Genomic DNA, 20668 nt, shown 5'->3' with positions numbered 1-20668 from the left:
AATGAAGGGTCTGAATCATCTCCTGCTGTCGGGCGCGGCAATCGCTGCGATGACGGCCTGTGCCACGCCGGCGTATGCGCAGGCTGCCGACGAAGGCGAGAGCGCGGGGAGCAGCAACGAAATCATCGTGACCGCGCAAAAGCGCGAACAGAGCCTGCAGGACGTTCCCATCTCGATGGAAGTGGTCAGCGGCCAGAAGCTTGCCGAGTTCAACTCGAACGACATCAAGGCGGTCATGAACTACACGCCGAACGTCTTCGTCCAGTCGACCGCAGGCAATGACGTCATCTATATCCGGGGCTTTGGCTCACCGCCGGCCAACTTCGCGTTCGACCAGTCGGTATCGCTCTATGTTGACGGTGTTTACGCGGGTCGCTCGCGCCAGGCGCAGGCCCCATTCTTCGACCTTGCGCGCGTCGAGGTGCTGCGCGGCCCGCAGGGCGCATTGTTCGGCAAGAATACCGCGGCAGGCGCGGTCAGCGTCGTCTCGGCCGGTCCGACGAGTACGCCGGAAGGCGCGTTCACCGCGCTTTATAACTTCGACCATGAGGGGTTCGACGTCTCGGGCTATATCTCGGGCCCGATCAGCGACACGCTGAGCGCGCGCCTTGCCTACAAGATCGTCAACCAGGACGGCTACATCCGCAATCTTGCGACCAATCATGATGACCCCGAAGTGCGCCAGCAGCTCGCTCGCCTGACGCTGAAGTGGGAACCCTCGAGCGACTTCGACTATACGGTGAAGGCAGAATATGCGAACCGCGACGTCATCGGCGGCATCACCGTTGCCAGTTCGCTCACCGGCCCGCAGACTCCGCGCACAACGCGGTATCTGGAACGCTCAGCGCTTGGCGATGAAGGCACCAAGACTGAATCGGTCATGCTCTCGGGCACCGGCAACATCGCGCTCGGCGACTATACGCTGACCTCGGTCACCGGCTATTCCTGGTTCAACGCCGACATCGTCAACGGCTTCGACCAGATGATTCCGGGCGGTGGCGGCGCGGCCACCAACAATTCGGTCTACAACAGCTTCCCCGAACGCTTCGACCAGTTCTCGCAGGAACTGCGCATCCTCTCGCCGACAGGGCGCACCTTCGAGTTCATCGCCGGCGCCTATTATGACCGTTCGACCTACCGGCTCGACCAGCTCCAGGGCTTCAACATCCTCGATCTGTTCGGAAGTCCCTATTTCGGCCGCATCGACAGCCGCTTCAACCAGAAGGCTGAAAGCTGGTCGGTCTTTGGCCAGGGCACGCTCAACGTCAGCGACGCATTCCGCGTGATCGGCAGCCTGCGCTACAGCCATACGAAGAAGGACGCCGACTTCGCGGCGCGCCTCATCTATGGTCCTTTCGCTCTTCGCCCGATCTCGAGCGCCAAGGGTTCGCTCAGCGAAGGCAATGTCGATCCCTCGATCACGCTGCAATATGACGTTGCGCCGCGCGTCATGGTCTATGCAACCTATGGCCGCGGCTCCAAGTCGGGCGGCTTCGTCTCCAACACGCTCGGTACGACCGACGCGACCTTCTCGTTCGAGCCTGAACGCTCGACCAACTATGAGGCCGGCATCAAGTCGACGCTCGCGGGCGGTGCGATCGTGGCGAACGTTTCGGCCTATCACACCGAGTTCAAGGATCTGCAGGTCTCGGTCTATCAGCCCGAATCGTCGAGCTACCTCACCGGGAACGCGGCCAGTGCGACGTCGAAGGGTATCGAGGGATCGCTCAGCATCTTCCCCTTCCCCAATTTCGACATAGTCGCGTCGGGCGCGTACCAGGACATCAAATACGACGATTATCCGGGCGCGGCCTGCCTCGCCTCGCAGCCGCTCACCTGCACGCCGACGACCAACAACCTCGCTGGCTACAGCCCGGCCTACACGTCGAAATGGACCGGCAGCGTGACTGCACACGCAGGGTTTGACCTGCCGAGCGACCTCAAGCTCGACATTACCGGGGTCGCGGCGGGCCGTTCGAAATATTTCGACTCCGACGACCAGAGCCCGATCTACGGCGTTCAGAAGGGCTATGTGAAGCTCGATCTGCGCGTCCAGCTGGCGGACCGGAATGCCGGCTGGCATTTGGCGGTGGTGGGCAAGAACCTCACCAACAAGCTCACCACCGGCAGCGTCTTCCGCCTGCCCGCGCCGATCACCGCTGTGTCGCGCGCGATCCAATATGTGGAACCCAGCCGCAATATTTCGGTCGAGGCCGGGTTCAAATTCTGATGCCTGAGGGATCGGCCGCGATCGACGCTCTCCTCGACAGGGAAGCGGCGGTCGCGGCCGTGACCGCTTACGCGGGCGCGCTCGACGCGCGCGACTGGGCGGGATTGCGCGCTCTTTTCACCGACACGATCGCGATCGACTATGGCGCGATCGGCTCGCTCGTCGCGACGGTGACCGCCGACGAATGGACAAACCGCTGCCGGGCGCTTGAGGGTTTCGATGCGACCGCGCACAGGCTCCACAACATGCTCGCCGTCATCGACGGCGACGCAGCGCTCGTCACCAGCATCGTCGATGCGGCGCATTTCGTCACGACCCGCAGCGGGGAGCTCATGGGCGACATCATCGGCCGATACACACACCGCCTTGTGCGCGAGCAGGGCTGGAAAATCGCCGGCGTCACCCTCAGCGTGGCCGGCTATCCTGCAGGAAAGGACGCATTCGATGCGGCCTTCGCCGCCGCGCGGGCCATTTTCGCCGAGAGAAGCGCCTCATGATCGACGTCTATTTCACCCCTACCCCCAACGGGCACAAGGTCTCGATCATGCTCGAAGAGACCGGACTTGCGCACCGGCTCCTCAAGATGGACATGCTGGCGGGCGATCATCTGACGCCTGAATATCGCCGTATCAATCCGAACGGGCGGTTGCCCGCGATCGTCGATCACGAACCGATCGGCGGCGACGCGCCGCTTCCCGTGTTCGAAAGCGGCGCGATCCTCCTTTATCTTGCCGAAAAGAGCGGGCAGCTGCTTCCAAGGGATCCGCGCCGGCGCAGCCAGGCGCAGCAATGGCTGATGTGGCAGATGGCAAGCTTCGGCCCGATGCAGGGTCAGGCGCACCATTTCATTCGCTATGCGCCCGAAGGACAGACCTATCCTGTCGAACGCTATCGCAATGAGACGGTACGCCTGCTTCACGTCCTCGACGGACGGCTGCGTGAGGCCGAGTATCTCGCCGAGGAATATTCGGTTGCCGACATCGCGTGCTGGCCGTGGGCGCGCGCGACGCGAGCCATCGGGCTTGCGCTCGAGGACTATCCTGCTGTCGCCGACTGGTTCGCACGCATAGCGGAGCGGCCCGCGGTGATCGCGGGCACCGACGTCAAGAATGCGGCCAACCTCTCAAGCGCGCGTCCGGTCCTCACCGAGGAGCAATGGTCGAACCTGTTCGGCAAGAACATGCTTGAGGCGCCAACGCGTTAAGCCGGCGGGATATCAGCGCCCTCGCGGGGCAAGGGGGAAGGCCCCCTGCCCTCCGTTCAGCTCAGCTCCGCCCGCACCAGCGCCGCGCCCTCGACCATCGCCCTCAGCTTGGCCTGCGAATGCTCGCGGCTGTGATATTTCATCCCGCAATCGGGCGCGATCCACAGGCGCTCGGCATCGACATATCGCAGCGCCTCGCGGATGCGGCCCGCGACCACTTCGGGCGTCTCGACGTCGGGAACCGACAAATCCAGCACGCCGTACATGATCGTCTTCGTCGGCAGTTCGGCAAGGATCGCGGGATCGAGCCCGGGCTGGGCCGCCTCGATCGAGATGACGTCGATTGCCGAGGCCTCGAGCTCGGCGAGAAAATCATAGGCCTTGGGCTTTGGCCCTGTCGCGCCTGCGCCGTGATGGACCATCGCGTAACCAAAGCAGATGTGGAGCGCTGTCGTTCCCTCGACACCGTCGAGTGCGCGGTTGATTGCCTCGATCGCATAGGCACCGGCAGCGTCGGCGCGGGCCTGCAGATAGGGCTCATCGAGCTGGACGACGTCGACCCCTGCGGCAAATAGGTCGCGAATCTCGGCGTTGACCGCCTCTGCATAATCCATCGCGAGGGCGCGAGCGTCCGGATAATAGCCGTTTTCGGCCTGCTGCGTCATCGTGAAGGGGCCGGGAAGCGTGAGCTTGACGGGCTTGGCCGAATGACGACGGAGGAAGGCCGCGTCCTGCGCTTCAATGGGCGCGACGCGGCGGATCGGGCCCGAGACGAGCGGAACGGGATTGGCATTGCCCGTCCGGTCGATTGCCGTGCCGTGCTTGTCGGGATCGATCCCGGAAAGGGCCGTTGCGAGCCGGTTCGAGTAGCTTTCGCGCCGCATCTCGCCGTCACCGACTATGTCGATGCCAATCTCTTCCTGGTCGCGGATCGCCATCAGCGTCGCAGCCTCCTGCGCGTCGGCGAGCCATGGCTCGGCTATGCGCCAGAGCGTCTCGGCGCGCACACGCGGGGGAAGGCTCGCCTTCAGCCTTTCCCGGTCGATCAGCCAGTCAGGTTGGGGATAGCTTCCCACGATCGTCGTGGGCAAGATAGGGTGGTCGAACACGGCTGATCCTCTCGAATTTTCGGGCTGGTCAGGTTTTACTTAGTATTCTATCTAATTCAAGCGAAACAGACGGTGGGAGAACTCGATGATCGATCTGGATGCCATCAGGACGCTGGCCGACATCCCCGCAGCGCAAGCCCAAAAGCGCGGCGACGCGGTCGCGGTCAAATTCGGGACGCGCGAAACAAGCTTCGCCGAACTCGACGCGAAGTCGAACCGCGTCGCCAACGCGCTGATCGCGTCGACGATTGTTCCAGGCGACCGCGTGTCGGTTCTCTCGAAGAACCACGACGCCTGGTATCCTCTCTTCTTCGGAACCGCGCGGTCGCGCGCCTGCCTTGCGCCAATCAACTGCAGGCTTGCAGCGGGCGAGATCGCCTTCATCCTGGGCGATGCAGCGCCGAAGCTGTTGTTCGTTGGGGAGGATTTTTTCGAGACCGCACTCGCCGCGATTGCGCAGCTTGATAGCCCGCCACGCCTCATAGCCCTTTACGGGGCGCACCCGGCCTTCGAGAGCCTCGACGCCTGGCTGGGCGATGCGCCCGCGCAGCCACCCGCCGACGAGCCGCAGCTCGCCGACGATGTGCTCCAGCTCTACACCAGCGGGACGACCGGACGGCCGAAGGGGGTCGTGCTCGCCAACAGGAATTACCGGCGTTTCCTCGAGATGGCGAGTGAAGTCGACGGCTTCGCCTACGACGAGGACGACACGGTGATGATCGTCATGCCGCTGTTCCACGTCGCGGGAACCAACGTGAGCTTCTCCGGCCTCGCGCAGGGAGGACGGCTGGTTCTGGTCAAGGACTTCGCCGCGCCCGACGCCATCCGGATGCTCACCGAGGAACGGGTGGCGCATGCTTTTCTCGCGCCCGCGATGATCCAGATGATGCTGCAGCAGCCCGAAGCAGCCGATGGCGATTATTCGCACCTCCGCTCGATCGCCTATGGCGCTTCTCCCATTGCGGAGGATGTGCTCCGCCGCGCACGGGCGACCTTCAGCTGCGACTTCGTACAATTTTATGGCATGACCGAAAGCGCAGGCGGCGGCTCCTATCTGTCGCCCACCGCGCATGATCTGCCGGGCAAGCTGACCTCGTGCGGCAAGCCCTGGCCGCAGACCGAGATGGCGATCCTTGATGGCGAGGGCCGCCCGCTCGGCGATGACGAGATCGGGGAAATCGCCATCCGGGGCGACATCGTCATGAAGGAATATTGGAACCGGCCCGAGGCGACCCGCGAGACGGTGATCGATGGATGGCTGCACACGGGCGACGTTGGATATCGCGATGCCGATGGTTTCTATTTCGTCCACGACCGGATCAAGGACATGATCGTGTCGGGCGGCGAGAATGTCTATCCGGCCGAAGTCGAAAGCGCGATCATGGGCTGTCCGGGCGTCGCCGACGTCGCGGTGATCGGCGTCCCGGACGACAAATGGGGCGAAGCGGTAAAGGCGCTCATTGTCCCGGTTAACGGCGCCGAGCCCGACCCCGGCGCAGTGATCGCCTGGGCGCGTGAGAGGATCGCGGCCTACAAGGCACCCAAGAGCGTCGACTTCCTTGATGCTCTGCCGCGCAATCCTTCAGGCAAGGTACTGCGCCGGGAGCTGCGCGCTCCCTATTGGGAAGGGCGCGATCGCGCCGTCGGGTAGACGCGCCGCGCGGAGGCGCAAGCTCTCAGGAGATAGTCCGCTTGGAGCATCAAGGCGCCCTTCGCCGGGCCATCGCCCAGCGACGAAAGGCAAGGATGCCGCCCGCTCCCGCGCTCCGTCCGGCAAAGGGCCGCGAAAGCGACGGAACGGCGCAAAAAAGGCCCGGCGCAAAGCGCCGGGCCGAGGCGTCTTCTCAGTGGAAAACTATTCCGCGGGAACCGGCGTGCGGCCCGTGATCATTCCTTCGGCCTTGGTGCCGTCGGCGCGTACGGGGTCGTGCGCGACGTCGCTTTCGTCGAGCACCTTGGTCCACGCAGCGAATTCGAGGCACACGCCGTCGGGGTCGAAGAAATAGACCGAGCGCACGAAAACACCGTCATGCATCTCAGCCGACGATTGGGTCGGCGAATTGTCGTGGTTGAGGATCGGGGTCACTTCGACACCCTTCTCGATCAGTCGCTGATAATATTCATCGAACTTCTCGGCCCGGACGTTGATCGCGATATGGTTCATCGAACCGTGCGCCGACACAAAGCTGCCCTGCGTGGGCAGCGCGGCAGGTGCCGACACGCCCGGCGCCGCCTCGGGCGCGTCGGGGAACCAGAAGAAGGCCAGCGAATCGCCGTTGCCGATGTCGAAGAAGAAATGCTGGCCGCGACCGCCGGGCAGGTCGATCGTCTTGGTCAGCGGCATCCCGAGGATGTCGCGATAAAATTCGACCGTCCTCGCCATGTCCTTGCAAACGAGCGCCAAATGGTTGACGCCGCAAAATTCAAATTCGGTGTTCGTCTGTGCCATCATCCATCTCCTTGATCTTAGCTGGGATTGACGCTGGGGCGGGCCTTCATGGCCTCGAACCAGCGAATAACATTGCCGTTGGCCGGGTCGATCGGCTGCCCCACGCCCGCCCCGAAGTCGAGAAAGGCGAAAAGCAGGATGTCCGCGAGACTCACCCGGTCACCTGCGATGAATTCGCGCCCAGCGATCAGCGGATCGAGCCATTTGAGCCCGTCCTGCGCGACGGCCTTCAGCCCTGCCGCGGCCTCCGGAAGGCAGCGCATCCGCCCTTCGAAGAGCGGCAGCCCTTCGGAAAAGCGGAAGCCATTGGTGAGCGGCTCACAGATCTTGAGGTCGACGCGGCGCGTCCACATCCGCGTCGCGGCACGCTCCTCCGGGGTTGATCCGATAAGTACAGGATCGGGGAAGCGCTCTTCCAGATATTCGCAGATCGCCGTGATCTCGGTAAGGATGGAGCCATCGTCGAGCTCCAGCGCGGGAGTCTGCCCGGCCGGATTGACCTCGACATTATAGGGTGCGCGCCGATTTTCGCCGCCCCGCAGATCCACCACGACCTCGGGGAGGCTGATCCCCTTCTCCGCCATGAAAATCGCCACGACGCGGGGGTTAGGGCCAACACTGGTAAAAAATCTCATGGCCGTCCTCTCCATTCATGTCTTATCAGTTTGAGCGATAACTGTCAATTAAATTGACGGTTATCGCAATGCCAGTCCCGGCCGGGGCCAACGCACACGATAGAGCGTGCCCGTCGTCGAGGCGGTGATATAAGCGTCGCGGCGATCGGCACCGCCGAAGGCGATGTTCGTGATCCCGATGTCCGGAAGCGGCAGAAAATCGGACGCGCCCCCTTCGGGATCGAAAATGGTGATCCCGCCTTCGACCATCGTGCCGACGCAAATCCGGCCGCTCTCCTCGACCGCGAGACTGTCGAGCAAACGGAAAGCGGGCGGCGTGCCGACATAGCGGCCGGGCGACCAGGCGCCCGGCGGCGCGAGTTCGCCGGGCGCGACGACGTCCATCGCCCACACCCGCGCTGTCATCGTCTCGCTGACATAGAGCGTCCGCCCGTCGGGCGAGAGGCCGATCCCATTTGGACCCATCACCTCGGCGCGCTGTCGGCTGATATGCGAGCCATCAGCCCGGGCATAATAGATCGCGCCATGATCGCGGCCGCGCGCGCGGACCTGCCCGTGATCGGTGAACCAGAAGCCGCCTTCGCCATCGAAGACGATATCGTTCGGCCCCTTGAGCGCCTCGCCCTCGAAATGATCATAGAGGGTCGTGACGGCCCCGGTCACGAGATCGACCCGCTGGATCGAGCCGCACGCTGCGTCATGCGCCGCATGGCCCGGGAACAGCAGCGGCCCGGCCTCGACCCATTGGAACCCGCCATTGTTGCAAACATAGGCAGCCCCGTCGGGGCCGAGAGCGAGCCCGTTCGGTCCGCCGCCGAGATCGGCGACAACCGTGAGGCTGCCATCAGCCGCCACGCGGGTCAGCGTGCCGCGCGCGATCTCGACGAGCAGAACGGATCCGTCAGCCATCGGCACGGGGCCTTCGGGAAAGCGAAGGCCGCTCGCAACAACCTCGGGCTCGCCAAAGCCGCTCATTCGGATTGCGACCGCGGTGCGCTGAGGAAGTCAGCGGCACTGAAGCCCTCGGGCGCTGCGATCTCCACGATCGGATCCTCGCGCGCGTCATATTCCATGCGCAGCGCCCGGGTGATCACCGCATGCATGTCGTAAAGGCAGGTAATGTAGGTAAATTCGAAGATTTGCTCGTCATTCCAGAAGGTCTTGAGCTTGTCGAACACTTCGAGCGGAACGCGCCCGCCAGCCTGGCTCAAACAGTCGGCATAGGCTAGGACCGCGCGCTCTTGTTCATTATAGCAGTCTGCGACCGTCCAGTAGGCAATGGCCGCGATCTTTTCCTCGCTGACGCCGAGACCGCGGAGCGATTTGCAATGCTGCGAAAAGACGAACTGGCTGCCTTTCACCCATCCAGCGCGCGTCTGGCCGAGCTCGCGAAGCACGGGGTCGATCGTGCGCGCGGGGTTGCGATAGACGGCAAAGCCCTTGACGGCATGCTCGAAAATATCGGGCGAAAGCGCAAAGACGGTCCACCAGTCGCCGGGCGTGCCCGTCGCGGTGCCGGGCTCCGCCACGGGATCGCGATCGCCGAAAAGGCGATTGTAGTAGGCAAGAACGGTTTCGTCAGTGACCTCCGAGCGGGGGACTTGGCGAAGTACGGGCATCGAAATCTCCTCAGGCGTTTGCAAATTTGCGGAACTCGGCGACGTGCGCTGAATCGAAATATTCGTCGAGACGGGTGATCTTGCCATTTACGACCTTGCACACGATTGCGCAGGGGAGGCGCACCTCGCCATCGTCATGAATGCGCCGCCCTTTGAGGACGTGCTGCTGAACGAAGCCGCCGGGAAAGACGGTGAGCCGCCTTTCGGCATATTCACGGTCCTTGATCCGCGCGACCATGCCGGTCAGCGTCTCGGCGGTCTGCGCGGGGGTGACAATCTTCTCATCGGTGTTGTGCCAGATTTCGGCATCGGGGGTGAAGCTGTTGCGCATCGTTTCGATATCGCCTGCCTCGATCGCATCGAAGAAGCGCTTCGCCATAGTCTGGATATCGTCGAGTTCCGCCATGATCCTCTCCTCTTAAGATTTTGCGCCGAACATTCGGCCGCCATTGGCCCGGATCAGTCCATCGATATCGTCACCCTCGTACCCCGGGTCGGCCGAGGGGCCGAAGGCAGCGAGCATATCCTGCGTCACCAGTTCGGCCATCGCCTTCCATTCGGGATGGGTGAAAATCCAGTATTCGCCCTTCTCGATCGCATCGACGACGCGCTCTGCGATCCGGTCCGGCGACATGCCGCCCGCAAGAACGCCCTGCATCGCCTGGCTGGTCGCCGCGGCCGTACCGACCTCCTGAGGGGCTGGCCGAAGATCGCGCGTCGTCTCGACGATCCGCGTCGCGGACATTCCCGGCATCAGCACCGAAATATCGACCGAGGTTTCGGCCAGTTCGTTGCGAAGCGCCATTGCAATGCCCAGCGCTGCATATTTGGAGCTGATATATGCAACCGAGATCGGAGGCGGCACGATCGCGACCATCGACGAGGTAATGACCAGATGGCCGGGCTCGCCGCTCGCCTTCATCTCGCCGAGGAAGGTACGGCAGGCATAAAGATGCGCGTGCGCGTTCACCGCGTAGTTCCAGCGCCACACCTCGGTGTCATAACGCTCAAAAGGTCCCGATCCGCCGCCGACCCCGGCATTGCTGAACAGGATTCGCACCGCCCCGAAATCGCGCGCTGCATCGCCCGCCTTCGCCCAGCTTGCCTCGTCGGTTACATCAAGCTCGAGGCCGAGCGCGTCGCGCCCTTCGGCGCGAAGACTCTGTGCCGCTCTTCGCGCGCCGGCGCCGTCGATGTCGGCCAGAATGACGCGCGCCCCCCTCTCGCCCAGCACGCGTGCAGTGGCAAGGCCAATCCCGCTCGCGCCGCCGGTGATGAATGCGGTCTTTCCGCTCACCCTGGTCATTCGGCGAAATCCCTGTCGAGATGGCGGGTCATCGCGAATTGCGCGAGGCCCGCTGCGAGCGCGAAAGGGACAATCGTCATCAGCGCCCAACGGAGGCTTTCATCGCCATGGGCGGGCTTGAGCGCGTCGCTGACGACGCCGATGAAAAGCGGACCAAGGCCAAGGCCGACGATGTTGAACATCAACATCAGCACAGCAGCGGCGGTCGCGCGGCTGCGCGGCGGCGTCAGGTTCTGGACGAGGGCGAGCGCGGGAGCGACATAGGCTGTGCACGCCGCCATCGGAACAAGCATCAGCGCCAGCGATATCTGCCAGCTTTCGACAAGAAGCGCGGCGGCAAAGGTCGGGATCAGCACCGCGGTGGCGAGCGCCGGGATCGCGCCATAGGCGCGCGGCGATCGCTTCGCGGCGTGGCTGACGAGCCAGCCGCCCCCCAGAATACCGACCCCAAAGGTGATCCCCGCGGCAGGGGCGAACCAGGTCGCCATCGCCTCGAGCGGCATGCCCTGCGTGCGCATCAGGAAAGCGGGGATCCAGTTCAGCATGCCATAGCTTACAAAGGCGGCAAGCCCGCTGCCGATCAGGACCATGCGCAGCGACGCGCGGCGCCAGAACATCGCGAGGCTCTGCGCGAATGGAAGCGCTTCATCGGCGGTCTTCTGGGCGTCCATCGCGCCGCGGGCGGGTTCGCGCACCAGCCATATCAGGAGGGGCGCGACGACGATCCCGACCCCGCCGATAACCATGAAAGCACCGCGCCAGCCGATATTGGCGGCCGCCCAGGCACCAAAGGCAGCACCGACGAATACGCCAAAGGGGCCATTGAGCGTGAAGAGACCGATCGCAAGCGGGCGCTGCGCCGGGGGGTAGAGGTCGGCGATCACCGATAGCGACGGTGCGGTTCCCCCGGCCTCACCCGCGCCGACACCGAAGCGCATCAGGGCCAGTTGCCAGAAGTTCGACACCATGCCGCACGCCGCAGTGAAACCACTCCAGACGACGCATGCCATACCGATCAGCTTTACCCGGTTCCAGCGGTCGGCGATCATCGCGACCGGCACCCCCATCGCGGCGTAGAAGAGCGCGAAGGCCAGCCCGGTAAGCAGCCCGAACTGGGTATCGCTGAACTGCATTTCGCTCCGGATCGGCTCGACAAGCACCGAAAGCAGCTGACGATCGACGAAATTGATCGTGCCCACGAGGAACAGCATCGCAAGCGCGAGATTGCGCCGCACCGCGAGCGAGCCGCCCGATGGCACGGTGCCTGCTTCGACCAGCCCAGCCTGCGTCATGTTTCTCCCCATTTTTTGCGATTCTGCTTCGCCAAAAATGCTTAGGTATTTAAGTTTATCTGTCAATGTGCTTTACGGTCAATCGACGAACCAGAGAGAGGAAGCCCATGGAAATCGCAGGCAAGAAGGCGATCGTGACGGGCGCGGCGAGCGGCATCGGGCGCGCAACCGCGGTCATGCTGGCAGCGCGGGGCGCGATCGAGATTGCGCTCGTCGACATCAAGGAATCCGCGCTCGCTGATACCGCGCGGCTGGTCGAGGCAGCGGGTTCTCGCGCCACCGTCAACGTGCTCGACCTCGCCGACATTCGTGCGACCGAAGCCTGGTTCGCCGCGCACGGCGAGGTCGACATATTGCACAACAACGCCGGCGTCGTCTCGGGCCTTCCGCAATTCCCGGACGTCGACGCAGCGCGCATCCGCTCGATCATCGATGTCAATCTGACGGCCTTGATTGCCGCGACACAGGTCGCGGTGCAGGCGATGCGAAGGCGCGGCGGCGGCGTTATCGTCAACACCGTCTCGACCGTCGCGCTCGGCACGGGCTTTCATGACACGCTGTACGCGACCACCAAGGCGGCGGTGATGATGTTCACGCGCTGCTGCGCGCCCTTGAAGGAGGAATGCGGTGTCCGCGTGGCGGGCATGCTGCCGGGGCTCGTCGCCACGCCGATCCTTGATACCACCGGCGCAGGGGGCAAGTCGGAGTGGATGAAGGCCGTGCTCGCGAGCAATGAAGCCTGCGCGCCTCAAGACATTGCCGAGGGCGTGATCGCGTTGATCGAGGACGACAGCCTTGCAGGAGGCGACTGGGTCGCGGTGCGGCGGCTCAACGGGAAAATCGACTATCAATGGGGGCATGCGGACACCCTCTAGCCCCCCTTGCCTTTCCCCGGCTGGGCGGCCTTGTCTATCGATCGATGAAGGCTTTCAGCAGCGGCTCCACGATCTCGGGCGCCTCGATCGTCGGCAGGTGCCCCGCCCCGGGCACAACCTCGAGCCGCGCCCCGGCGATGGCATCCCTGACCTCCTCATGGTGCGCACGGCTCGTGATGCCGTCCTTCTCGCCCCAGATGAGCAGGGTCGGCACCTTGATCTCGCCGAGGCGCGGGCGGCTGTCGATCCGCCCCATGATGGCGCGCTGCTGGGCAAGGAAGGTCTCGGCGCCCGTATCGGCCGCCATTTGCCGCGCGATTCCGAGCAGCCGCTCGTCCTCGCGCTTCTCTTCGGGAAACAGGATCGGGATGCGTTCCTCGACAACCTGCGCAAAAGCGCCGCGTTCGACAAGGTCGATATAGCCCTGACGCCTTGCGGTCTGCGCCGGGCCATCTGCCGAGGCGAGCGTCGAGATGAGCGCGAGCTTTGCGACGCGTTCGGGCGCGCGGCGCATCACTTCAAAGGCGACAAAGCCGCCCATCGCGTGCGCGATGAGAATAAATTTTTCCGGCGCATTGCCGAGCAGCCGCTGCGCAAATCCTGCAATGCTGTCGTCGCTCTGATTATCGGCGATAATCACCTCGCGGCCCTGCCAGGCATCGGTGAGGGGCTGCCACACGGCATCGGTCAGAAGCTGGCCGGTCATGAGAACAATGGGAAGCGACATCATACCACCTGATGGAGAAGTGGATCGCCCGCGGCGAGGCGGCGGCAATTTTCGTGCGCAACCCGCAGGCTGCGCGCGAGCGTTTCGGGAGTGAGCCAGGCAATATGCGGGGCGAGCACTGCGTTGGCGAGGCCGAAGAGCGGGTTGCAGCGCGGCAGGGGCTCCTCGGCAAACACATCGAGCCCGGCGCCGCGCAAGTGACCCGAAGACAGCGCCTCGACGAGTTTTGCTTCATCGACAAGTTCGCCGCGCGCCGTATTGACGAGCACCGCGCCCCTTTTCATCGCGAAGGGGTCAATGCTGCTGCGCGTCTCGTCAGTGAGGGGGATGTGCAGCGATACGATATCGCTCTCGCCAAGCAGCCGGTCGAGCGGCCAAAATTCATAAGCGACGTCGCGCGGGGAGCGCGCCGTATAGACGATCTTTGCCCCCAGCGCCGTTAGCGCCGGTGCCAAGAGTTGCGCCGAATGGCCAAAGCCGACGAGCCCGACAGTGCGCCCGCCGATCTCACCGACCTGATCAAGTTCGGAAGGGTCAGCGCTCCACCCTTCGCCCGCCCGCGTTCGCGCGTCAAAGAAGCATGTTCGGCGCAAGACGGCCATCATCAGCGAGAGCGCCATCTCGGCGACCGCCTGGCTGTTCGTGCCAGGCATGTTGCAAACCGCGACTCCGTGTTCGCGCGCAGCATCGAGCGCGATCGTGTTGACGCCGACGCCAAGCTTCTGGATCAGCTTCAACTTCGGCGCCGAGGCGATGAATTCGGGCGTCACGGGGGTGAGGACGTGAAGCAGCGCACGAATGTCGGGGGCCACCGCGTCGAGCGGCGCCGCCTCGTCGACATGGACGACGACCCCAGCCCCGAAAATCGCATCCACCGCCTCGCGAAAGCCCGGGCTTGGACGGGCGTGCAGAACGATCATGCGACCACCCGGCCGATAGCCCCTGCGAAGGCCGAGAAGCCGGCAAATTCGGCTTCGGGGCCCATCGCCTCCTCGATGCGCAGCACCTCGTTCCACTTCGCCATGCGCTCGGAGCGGGTGAAGCTGCCGACCTTCAACTGTCCGGCATCCCAGCCGGTTGCGAGATGCGCTATGGTGACATCCTCGCTTTCGCCCGAGCGCGCCGAGACGATCGTGCCCCAACCGCGCGCGGCCGCGGCATCGAGCGCCACCTTGGCTTCGGTTACGGTCCCCACCTGATTGACCTTGATCAGCGCCGCGTTGCACACCCCGGCCTCGGCCGCGCGTTCGACGCGAGATGCATTGGTGACGAGCACATCATCGCCGATGATCTGGACCCGATCGCCGATCTCGGCAGTGACGGCGGCCATCGTCGTCCAGTCGTCCTGGCCTGCGGGGTCTTCGATCGACAGGATCGGATAGCGCTGCGCCCATTCGACAATCCGCGCGGCCATCGCCTCGCCCGAGAGGCGTCCCTCATCGAGCGCGAGTTCATATCCGCCCGCATCGCCAAGCTCGTTCGCTGCGATGTCGAGCGAGATGAACACCTCCTCGCCCGGGCGGTGCCCGCTCGCCTCGATCGCTTTTGTCAACGTGTCGAGCGCATCCTCATTCGAGGCGAAATTGGGCCACCAGCCCCCCTCATCGGCGACGCCCGAAAGCGGCCCCTTTGTTTCCATCAGACGCCCGGCCGCGCGATAGACGTCGCCGGTGATCTCGAGTGCGCGGCGGAAGCTTCCGGCTTTTGGGCACATGACCATGAAATCCTGAACGTCGGTGCGGCGCCCAGCGTGCGCGCCGCCCCCGAAAATCTGGATCTCGGGCAGCGGGATGCGCACTTTCCTGCCCTTTGCAAGATAGCGCCACAGCGGTTCGCGCGCATGGGCGGCGGCGGCATGGAGCACGGCCATCGAGACCGCGACGATGGCATTGGCGCCGAGCCGCGCCTTGTTCGTCGTATTGTCGAGCGCGCATAAAGTGGCATCGATCGCGGCCTGGTCGTCCGCGTCCATGCCGGCAAGGGCATGCGCGATCTCCGATCCGATGCCGGCAACCGCGCGGTTGACGCCAAAGCCGCCAAAGGCCGTGCCGCCATCGCGAAGATCGATCGCCTCGTGCGCACCGCGCGAGGCGCCCGCGGGCGCAATAGCGCGGCCCACGGCGCCCGACTGAAGGAGCACCTCGGCCTCGACGGTGGGCCGGCCGCGCGAATCCCAAAGCTGGCGGCCGGTGACGGAGGCGATACGCGAGGTCATGCAAAGGTCCTTTTCCATTGAGAGACAAGCGCATCGACGGCTTCGGGTGCGAGGACCAGGGCGCGCGCCTGGTCGCGCACGATGCGCCTGTGTTCAGGGTCGGTGAGATAGGGTGCGGGCGATTTGCCCTCGACCCGGGCCAAAAGGAGGGCCGCGGTGAGCTTGCCCGTCCGGAGCAGCAGATCCCCGGCATCTTCCCAGTCGATCCGGGCGCGATAGGCTGCAACGAGGGCCGCCGCCGCCTCGTTGAGCCGCGCATCGTCCGCCCAGACCGCTTTCAGGAGCAAATGCGCCGTGCAGAAGGCAAGGTCGAAGGCCGGATCCCCATAGACCGCGCATTCAGCGTCGAGGAACACGGGGCCCTTGGCGCTCACGAGGATATTCTTGGGGCTGACGTCGCCGTGGACGAGCGCAATCTTGCGCGAGGCAAGATCGTCGGCGAGCGCGCCGAGCGCAGGCGAAAGTTCTTCATCCTGCTTGGCGACATGGAGCAGGAAGGGATCGATGCGCAGGGCAGCGAACATCTCGTCGTTGGGAAAGGCGGCGCGGTCGCACGCGCTCGCCGCCGTTGCGGCGTGAACCGCAGCGATGCCCTCACCGACCTGCGCCGCAAAGTCGCGGTCGATCCGCCCCGCCATCAATTCGTCCTTCCACACCGGACAGCCGGGAAGGTAGCGCATGGCAAAGGCGTGCCCGGGCAGTTCAGCAAGCACCTCGGGCGCGATCGCGGGGTTGACCTTGCGGGCGCGCCTGAGCCAGCGAACTTCGCTCGTCCCGCGCTCGACGGGTGCGTGCCATTCGGCAGCGACGCGAAGCTGTGCAAGCGGGCGTTTCACGACGATCGGGCCCGAGGGCGTGTCGACCCTCCAGACATCGCACGAGACGCCGCCGGTCAGCGGCGCGAGGACGATGTCACCCTCGTCCGCGAGCCCTGCGGCGCGCAATTGCTCGGCGATGTCGGCGCTCGTCGTCACGTCAGAGCTTCTGCCGGATCCAAGCGCCGACGAGATCGGCTGCATTCTGGCGTTCTTCGATCGAATCCTCGAAATAATGGGCGCCGGGGATCAATTCCAGCTGCTTGTCGCTCGTGCCCAGGAAGTCGAAGATCTTGCGCGCGTCGCTGGGGAAAACGCCGGTATCGGCGGTTCCCTGGACCACGAGCGCAGGTGTGTCGTGCTTTGCAAGGTGCGGCTGGCCCTGGCAGGGCGATGTTTCGAGACTCCACATGTTGAGCCATGTCTTGATCGTGTTTGAGCGGCCGATGCTCGGCGTGCGGTTCGCAACTGCGGGGTCCCCGCGATAGCACCAGTTGGGCTTGCGGTCCGATGGGTCGATGGCGGGATCTACGCAGCGGATGTCGCCCCAGCAGCGGAACATCGGGAAGATGCGATCGGGAATCCCGGCGTCATTCAGCCGCTTGAGCTCGGCCTTCGCCCAGTCGGTGATCCGCTGGTTGCGGGCACGCTGCGCGGCGCGATATTTCGCAATGAACTCGGCCGAGTAGGGCGGACCATTGTCGGGGTTGAAGGGGTCGAGCTGCGGGTCGGTCGCGACCGGATCATTTTCGTCGATCACCGAGGCGTCCATCCAGTCGGTGAGAACTTCGGGACGCCCCTGATGCGCATTGAAACTTATGTACAGATCGCCCTTGATGAGCTCGGCCAGCGCATCCTGTCCCACAGCGGGCAAGCGATCGGTCAGGGTCGGCGCAATCGCCTCGGCCTGGTAGGCGCCCATCAGCGAGCCGCCACCCGAATTGCCGAGGATGACGATCTGTTCGACGCCTGCCTCCTCCTTCAGCCATTTCATGCCCACCCCAATGTCGAGGATCGCATGCTCGAGGAGAAACTGGTCCTCAAATCCGCGGTAGCGCGTGTTCCAGCCGAGGAAACCAAAGCCCTGGCGTGCGAAATAGGGAGCGATGTAATGTTCGGAAAAATCGACATTATAATGGGTGGCGATGATCGCGACCTTCGGGCGCTTGCCAGTCTCGGTCCAGTAAATTCCCTGGCAGGGATGCCCGCCCGCCTGGATGCGGGGCGCGGTCGGCGACACGCGGCCGATAAATTGCGCGTCCAGTCCCTCGATCCCATTGGGGTCCACCATCATTGTCACTCCTGATTGTCTGCTTGAATTTCAGCGGGCCGCGTCAAACGGAAGCTCATAGCCTTCGAGCCCTGCGCGGATCGCTTTCTTGTCGATCTTGCCGGTGGGGCCAAGCGGAATACTCTCGACGAAAAGCACGTCGTCGGGCATCCACCAGCGCGCGATCTTGCCGTCGAGAAAGGCCTTGAGATCGTCGGCCGTTGCCGCCGCCCCGGGTTTCAGTTCGCAAAGAAGGATCGGACGCTCGTCCCACTTCGGATGAGCGACGCCCACGACGGCGGCATTGGCAACCGCGGGATGGCCCATCGCGATATTCTCGATTTCGATCGAGCTGATCCACTCGCCGCCCGATTTGACGACATCCTTCGCGCGGTCCGTGATCTGCATATAGCCTTCAGCGTCAATCGTGCTCACGTCGCCGGTGTCGAAGAAGCCCTCGGCATCGAGCACATCCCCGCCCTCGCCGCCAAAATAGGCGCGTGCGATCGTCGGTCCCTTGACCATCAGCCGTCCAGGGGTCTTGCCGTCGTGCGGCAGACGATTGCCCGCATCGTCAACGAGTTTCATTTCGAGGCCGCAGAGGAGGCGGCCCTGCTTCAGCTTGTACGCCATCTGCTCGGGTTCGGATTTCGCCGCGACCGACGCATTGGGGACCGAGACCGTGCCGAGCGGCGAGGTTTCGGTCATGCCCCACCCCTGGATGACATCGACGCCATAATCGTCGCGGAACGTTCGAATGATCGATTCAGGACATGCCGACCCACCGATCGTGACACGTTCAAGGGTCGTGAAGCGCTTGCCATTTTCCTGCATATACTGGAGCAGCATCTGCCAGACGGTCGGCACCGCAGCCGAATAGGTCACCCCTTCCTTTTCGATGAGGTCATAGATGGATTCGCCGTCCATCCGCTGCCCCGGGAGCACGAGCTTCGCGCCGACCGCCGGGGCTGAATAGACCACGCCCCAGGCGTTGGCATGATACATGGGCACGACAAGCAGCACGGTATCGCGGGCCGAGAGCGCAAGTGCGTCGCGCTGCAACGTCATCAAGGCATGGATATAGTTCGAGCGGTGCGAATAGAGAACGCCCTTTGGATTGCCCGTCGTGCCGCTGGTATAGCAGAGGCCGCAAGCGGCATTTTCGTCGAAACCGCCCCAGGCATATTCGGCCGGCAGCCCCGCGATCCAATCGTCAAAGGCAATGGCGGGAAAGCGCGTCCGGGGGAGCGATGCGCGATCGCAAAAAAAGATCACCTTCTCGATCGAGGGGACTTGCGGCAGCAATTGCTCGACGAGCTCCGCAGTGACGGGATCGGCAAGCAGCAGCCGGTCGCCAGCGTGGTTTGCGATATAGGCGATCTGCTCCAGGAATAGCCGCGGGTTCAGCGTATGGAGCACCGCGCCCATCCCCGCCGCGCCATACCAGGCCGCCAGGTGCCGCGCACCGTTCCATCCCATCGTTGCCACCCGGTCGCCGATCTTTATACCCTCGGCGGCGAGCGCGTTCGACACGCGCTTCGCATCGGCGCGGATGGCGGCATAGGTCGAGCGGGTCACAAGCCCCTCAGCGTCGCGCGACACGATCTCGCGCGCGCCGTGCCAGCCGGCCGCATGGTCGAGGATCCGGTCGACCGTCAGCGGCACATTCTGCATCAATCCGTCCATGCGGCTCCTCTTTCCCCTGTCGCACCAATAGATAGTATACTAAGCATTTTGTCATTGCAATGCCGCTCCGCTTGCCTCGCGGCGGGCCTTCTTCTAGCGTGGCGCCGTTGGCGCTTCGCCGGCAAATGGAGATTATCGCGGCTTTTCATGCGCACCAATCAGCTAATCATCGCCCTCTTCCAACGCTTCTGCTGGCTCGACGAGGGACTGCAGGCGCGGCTCCATGACCACGGCTGGCCCGATGTAAACCGGCCGCAGTCGATGGTGATGACGAACATCGTCAGCGGCATCGTGCGCCCGTCCGACATCGCACGCAACCTGGGCGTTTCGCGGCAGGCAATCCACAGCACGATCAACCAGATGGTCAAGCTCGGCATCGTCAGGCTCGACGTCGATCCCAGCGATCGGCGCAACATGATCGTATCGCTGACCGACCTTGGCGCCCGGATGCGCGAGGACGCGCAGCGTTCGATGGACGCGCTGTCAGCGCAAATTGCTGCACGGCTCGGGCAGGACCGCTTCGATGCGTTGATGGCCGCCCTCGAGGCGGACTGGGGCGACAATATCGAGCGAAAGCCTGCCGCCCCTTCACCCGGCAGCTAGGCCGCGAGGGCGGCCGCGACCCTGACCAGCCGGGCAGCGGTCATGTCGACCAGCGAAGCGGGAAGCGGCTCCTTGAGCTCGCCCTCGTCGTCAAAGCCTGTATGGGCGAGCGGAACCAGCACCTGCTCGGGGATCACGACCATCTGGATCGTGTTCAGGATCTGTCTGAGATGCGCGAGCCCGCGCAGGCCGCCAAAAGGGCTGACCGAGGCCGACATGATCGCAGCCGCCTTACCGCGAAAGGCGGTCAACGCGACCAGACTCTCATCGCCTGTCGGGCGCGACGCCCAGTCGATGGCGTTCTTGAGCAGCGCGGGCACGGATCCATTATATTCGGGCGAGACGAACAGCACCCCGTCCTGCTCGAGGAGATGCTGCTTGAGCGCGAGCGCGCCTGGCGGAAACGCTTCTTTCTCGAGCGCCTCCGAATATATGGGCAGGTCGAGCGCCGCGAGATCGAGCGCCGTCACCCTTGCACCATGTGCCTCGAGCCGCGCGGCCGCGAGCCTCGCCAGCGCCTGATTATACGACCCCTCGCGCGTGCTGCCGACGATTACCGCAATCTTTGTCATTGTTCCTCCTGACCCCATATTCGTTAGAATACTAACTTATTCGGGGTCGGGAACGCAACTC

Annotated in this window: 21 protein-coding genes; 6 read left to right on the top strand and 15 right to left on the bottom strand. The window is 64.1% G+C overall.

The features are described from left to right. Position 1 precedes the first annotated feature (1 nt). The 3 genes from LH20_RS07165 to LH20_RS07155 are packed head-to-tail and all read left to right on the top strand — an operon-like array spanning position 2 to position 3434. Positions 2–2230 (top strand): TonB-dependent receptor, encoded by a 2229-nt coding sequence (locus LH20_RS07165; protein WP_053553619.1) that lies wholly within the window; start codon positions 2–4, stop codon positions 2228–2230. Continuing rightward, positions 2230–2727: a nuclear transport factor 2 family protein gene (locus LH20_RS07160; protein ID WP_053553618.1), complete on the top strand. Its 498-nt coding sequence runs from the start codon at positions 2230–2232 to the stop codon at positions 2725–2727. Before LH20_RS07165 ends, LH20_RS07160 begins: the two co-directional genes overlap by 1 nt. Continuing rightward, on the top strand, positions 2724–3434 hold the full coding sequence (locus LH20_RS07155) for a glutathione S-transferase N-terminal domain-containing protein (RefSeq protein ID WP_053553617.1): 711 nt from the start codon (positions 2724–2726) through the stop codon (positions 3432–3434). Before LH20_RS07160 ends, LH20_RS07155 begins: the two co-directional genes overlap by 4 nt. Before the next feature lie 56 nt (positions 3435–3490). Here LH20_RS07155 and LH20_RS07150 read toward each other — a convergent pair whose 3' ends face one another. Continuing rightward, entirely contained in the window at positions 3491–4543 is a 1053-nt protein-coding gene (locus LH20_RS07150; RefSeq protein WP_053553616.1) for a cobalamin-independent methionine synthase II family protein, read from the bottom strand. 85 nt (positions 4544–4628) lie between these two features. Here LH20_RS07150 and LH20_RS07145 point away from each other — a divergent pair, with 85 nt between their 5' ends. Then, entirely contained in the window at positions 4629–6194 is a 1566-nt protein-coding gene (locus tag LH20_RS07145) for a long-chain-fatty-acid--CoA ligase (protein ID WP_053553615.1), read from the top strand. Positions 6195–6398: 204 nt separating this feature from the next. Here LH20_RS07145 and LH20_RS07140 read toward each other — a convergent pair whose 3' ends face one another. The 7 genes from LH20_RS07140 to LH20_RS07110 are packed head-to-tail and all read right to left on the bottom strand — an operon-like array spanning position 6399 to position 11844. Further along, complete coding sequence (locus tag LH20_RS07140) at positions 6399–6992, bottom strand: VOC family protein (protein WP_235527146.1); 594 nt, start codon at positions 6990–6992, stop codon at positions 6399–6401. A gap of 17 nt (positions 6993–7009) precedes the next feature. Next, on the bottom strand, positions 7010–7627 hold the full coding sequence (locus LH20_RS07135; protein ID WP_053553613.1) for a glutathione S-transferase family protein: 618 nt from the start codon (positions 7625–7627) through the stop codon (positions 7010–7012). Positions 7628–7687: 60 nt separating this feature from the next. Then, the gene (locus LH20_RS07130; protein WP_053553612.1) at positions 7688–8602 is read right to left on the bottom strand and encodes an SMP-30/gluconolactonase/LRE family protein; all 915 of its coding nucleotides are present in this window, start codon (positions 8600–8602) and stop codon (positions 7688–7690) included. Further along, positions 8599–9246, bottom strand: coding sequence for a carboxymuconolactone decarboxylase family protein (locus LH20_RS07125; RefSeq protein WP_053553611.1), 648 nt, complete (start codon positions 9244–9246; stop codon positions 8599–8601). The genes LH20_RS07130 and LH20_RS07125 overlap by 4 nt, the downstream gene beginning before the upstream one ends. A 10-nt stretch (positions 9247–9256) precedes the next feature. Continuing rightward, positions 9257–9652: a nuclear transport factor 2 family protein gene (locus LH20_RS07120; RefSeq protein ID WP_053553610.1), complete on the bottom strand. Its 396-nt coding sequence runs from the start codon at positions 9650–9652 to the stop codon at positions 9257–9259. Positions 9653–9664: 12 nt separating this feature from the next. Next, positions 9665–10552 carry an SDR family NAD(P)-dependent oxidoreductase gene (locus LH20_RS07115; RefSeq protein WP_053553609.1) on the bottom strand — a complete coding sequence of 296 codons (888 nt, stop codon included), beginning with the start codon at positions 10550–10552 and terminating at the stop codon, positions 9665–9667. Next, positions 10549–11844, bottom strand: a complete 1296-nt coding sequence (locus LH20_RS07110) for a spinster family MFS transporter (RefSeq protein WP_053553608.1) — start codon at positions 11842–11844, stop codon at positions 10549–10551. Before LH20_RS07110 ends, LH20_RS07115 begins: the two co-directional genes overlap by 4 nt. A 107-nt stretch (positions 11845–11951) precedes the next feature. Between LH20_RS07110 and LH20_RS07105 the strand changes: the two genes are divergently transcribed. Then, on the top strand, positions 11952–12719 hold the full coding sequence (locus LH20_RS07105) for an SDR family NAD(P)-dependent oxidoreductase (protein WP_053553607.1): 768 nt from the start codon (positions 11952–11954) through the stop codon (positions 12717–12719). 34 nt (positions 12720–12753) lie between these two features. Here LH20_RS07105 and LH20_RS07100 read toward each other — a convergent pair whose 3' ends face one another. From LH20_RS07100 to LH20_RS07075, 6 genes are read right to left on the bottom strand one after another with little or no spacing between them, the layout of a single operon-like run. Continuing rightward, positions 12754–13446: an alpha/beta fold hydrolase gene (locus LH20_RS07100; RefSeq protein WP_158501114.1), complete on the bottom strand. Its 693-nt coding sequence runs from the start codon at positions 13444–13446 to the stop codon at positions 12754–12756. Beyond that, positions 13446–14366, bottom strand: a complete 921-nt coding sequence (locus LH20_RS07095; RefSeq protein ID WP_053553605.1) for an NAD(P)-dependent oxidoreductase — start codon at positions 14364–14366, stop codon at positions 13446–13448. The genes LH20_RS07100 and LH20_RS07095 overlap by 1 nt, the downstream gene beginning before the upstream one ends. Beyond that, positions 14363–15661, bottom strand: coding sequence for a phosphopyruvate hydratase (gene eno, locus LH20_RS07090; protein ID WP_053553604.1), 1299 nt, complete (start codon positions 15659–15661; stop codon positions 14363–14365). The genes LH20_RS07095 and eno overlap by 4 nt, the downstream gene beginning before the upstream one ends. Beyond that, positions 15658–16635, bottom strand: a complete 978-nt coding sequence (locus LH20_RS07085; RefSeq protein ID WP_235527145.1) for a phosphotransferase family protein — start codon at positions 16633–16635, stop codon at positions 15658–15660. Before LH20_RS07085 ends, eno begins: the two co-directional genes overlap by 4 nt. A 1-nt stretch (position 16636) precedes the next feature. Further along, positions 16637–17767: an alpha/beta hydrolase gene (locus LH20_RS07080; RefSeq protein ID WP_053556150.1), complete on the bottom strand. Its 1131-nt coding sequence runs from the start codon at positions 17765–17767 to the stop codon at positions 16637–16639. A gap of 30 nt (positions 17768–17797) precedes the next feature. Beyond that, positions 17798–19432, bottom strand: a complete 1635-nt coding sequence (locus LH20_RS07075; RefSeq protein WP_053553602.1) for a long-chain-fatty-acid--CoA ligase — start codon at positions 19430–19432, stop codon at positions 17798–17800. 147 nt (positions 19433–19579) lie between these two features. On the opposite strand from LH20_RS07075, the gene LH20_RS07070 reads away from it, so the two are divergent. Continuing rightward, positions 19580–20035, top strand: a complete 456-nt coding sequence (locus tag LH20_RS07070) for a MarR family winged helix-turn-helix transcriptional regulator (protein WP_053553601.1) — start codon at positions 19580–19582, stop codon at positions 20033–20035. Here the strand turns inward: LH20_RS07070 and LH20_RS07065 are convergent. Next, positions 20032–20607, bottom strand: a complete 576-nt coding sequence (locus LH20_RS07065) for an NADPH-dependent FMN reductase (protein WP_053553600.1) — start codon at positions 20605–20607, stop codon at positions 20032–20034. The genes LH20_RS07070 and LH20_RS07065 overlap by 4 nt on opposite strands. Positions 20608–20668 lie beyond the last annotated feature (61 nt).

The sequence above is a fragment of the Sphingopyxis sp. 113P3 genome (genome assembly GCF_001278035.1).
Lineage (GTDB): Bacteria > Pseudomonadota > Alphaproteobacteria > Sphingomonadales > Sphingomonadaceae > Sphingopyxis.
Note: the sequence above shows the minus strand (reverse complement) of the source record. Positions and strands in the feature narration are given on the sequence as shown.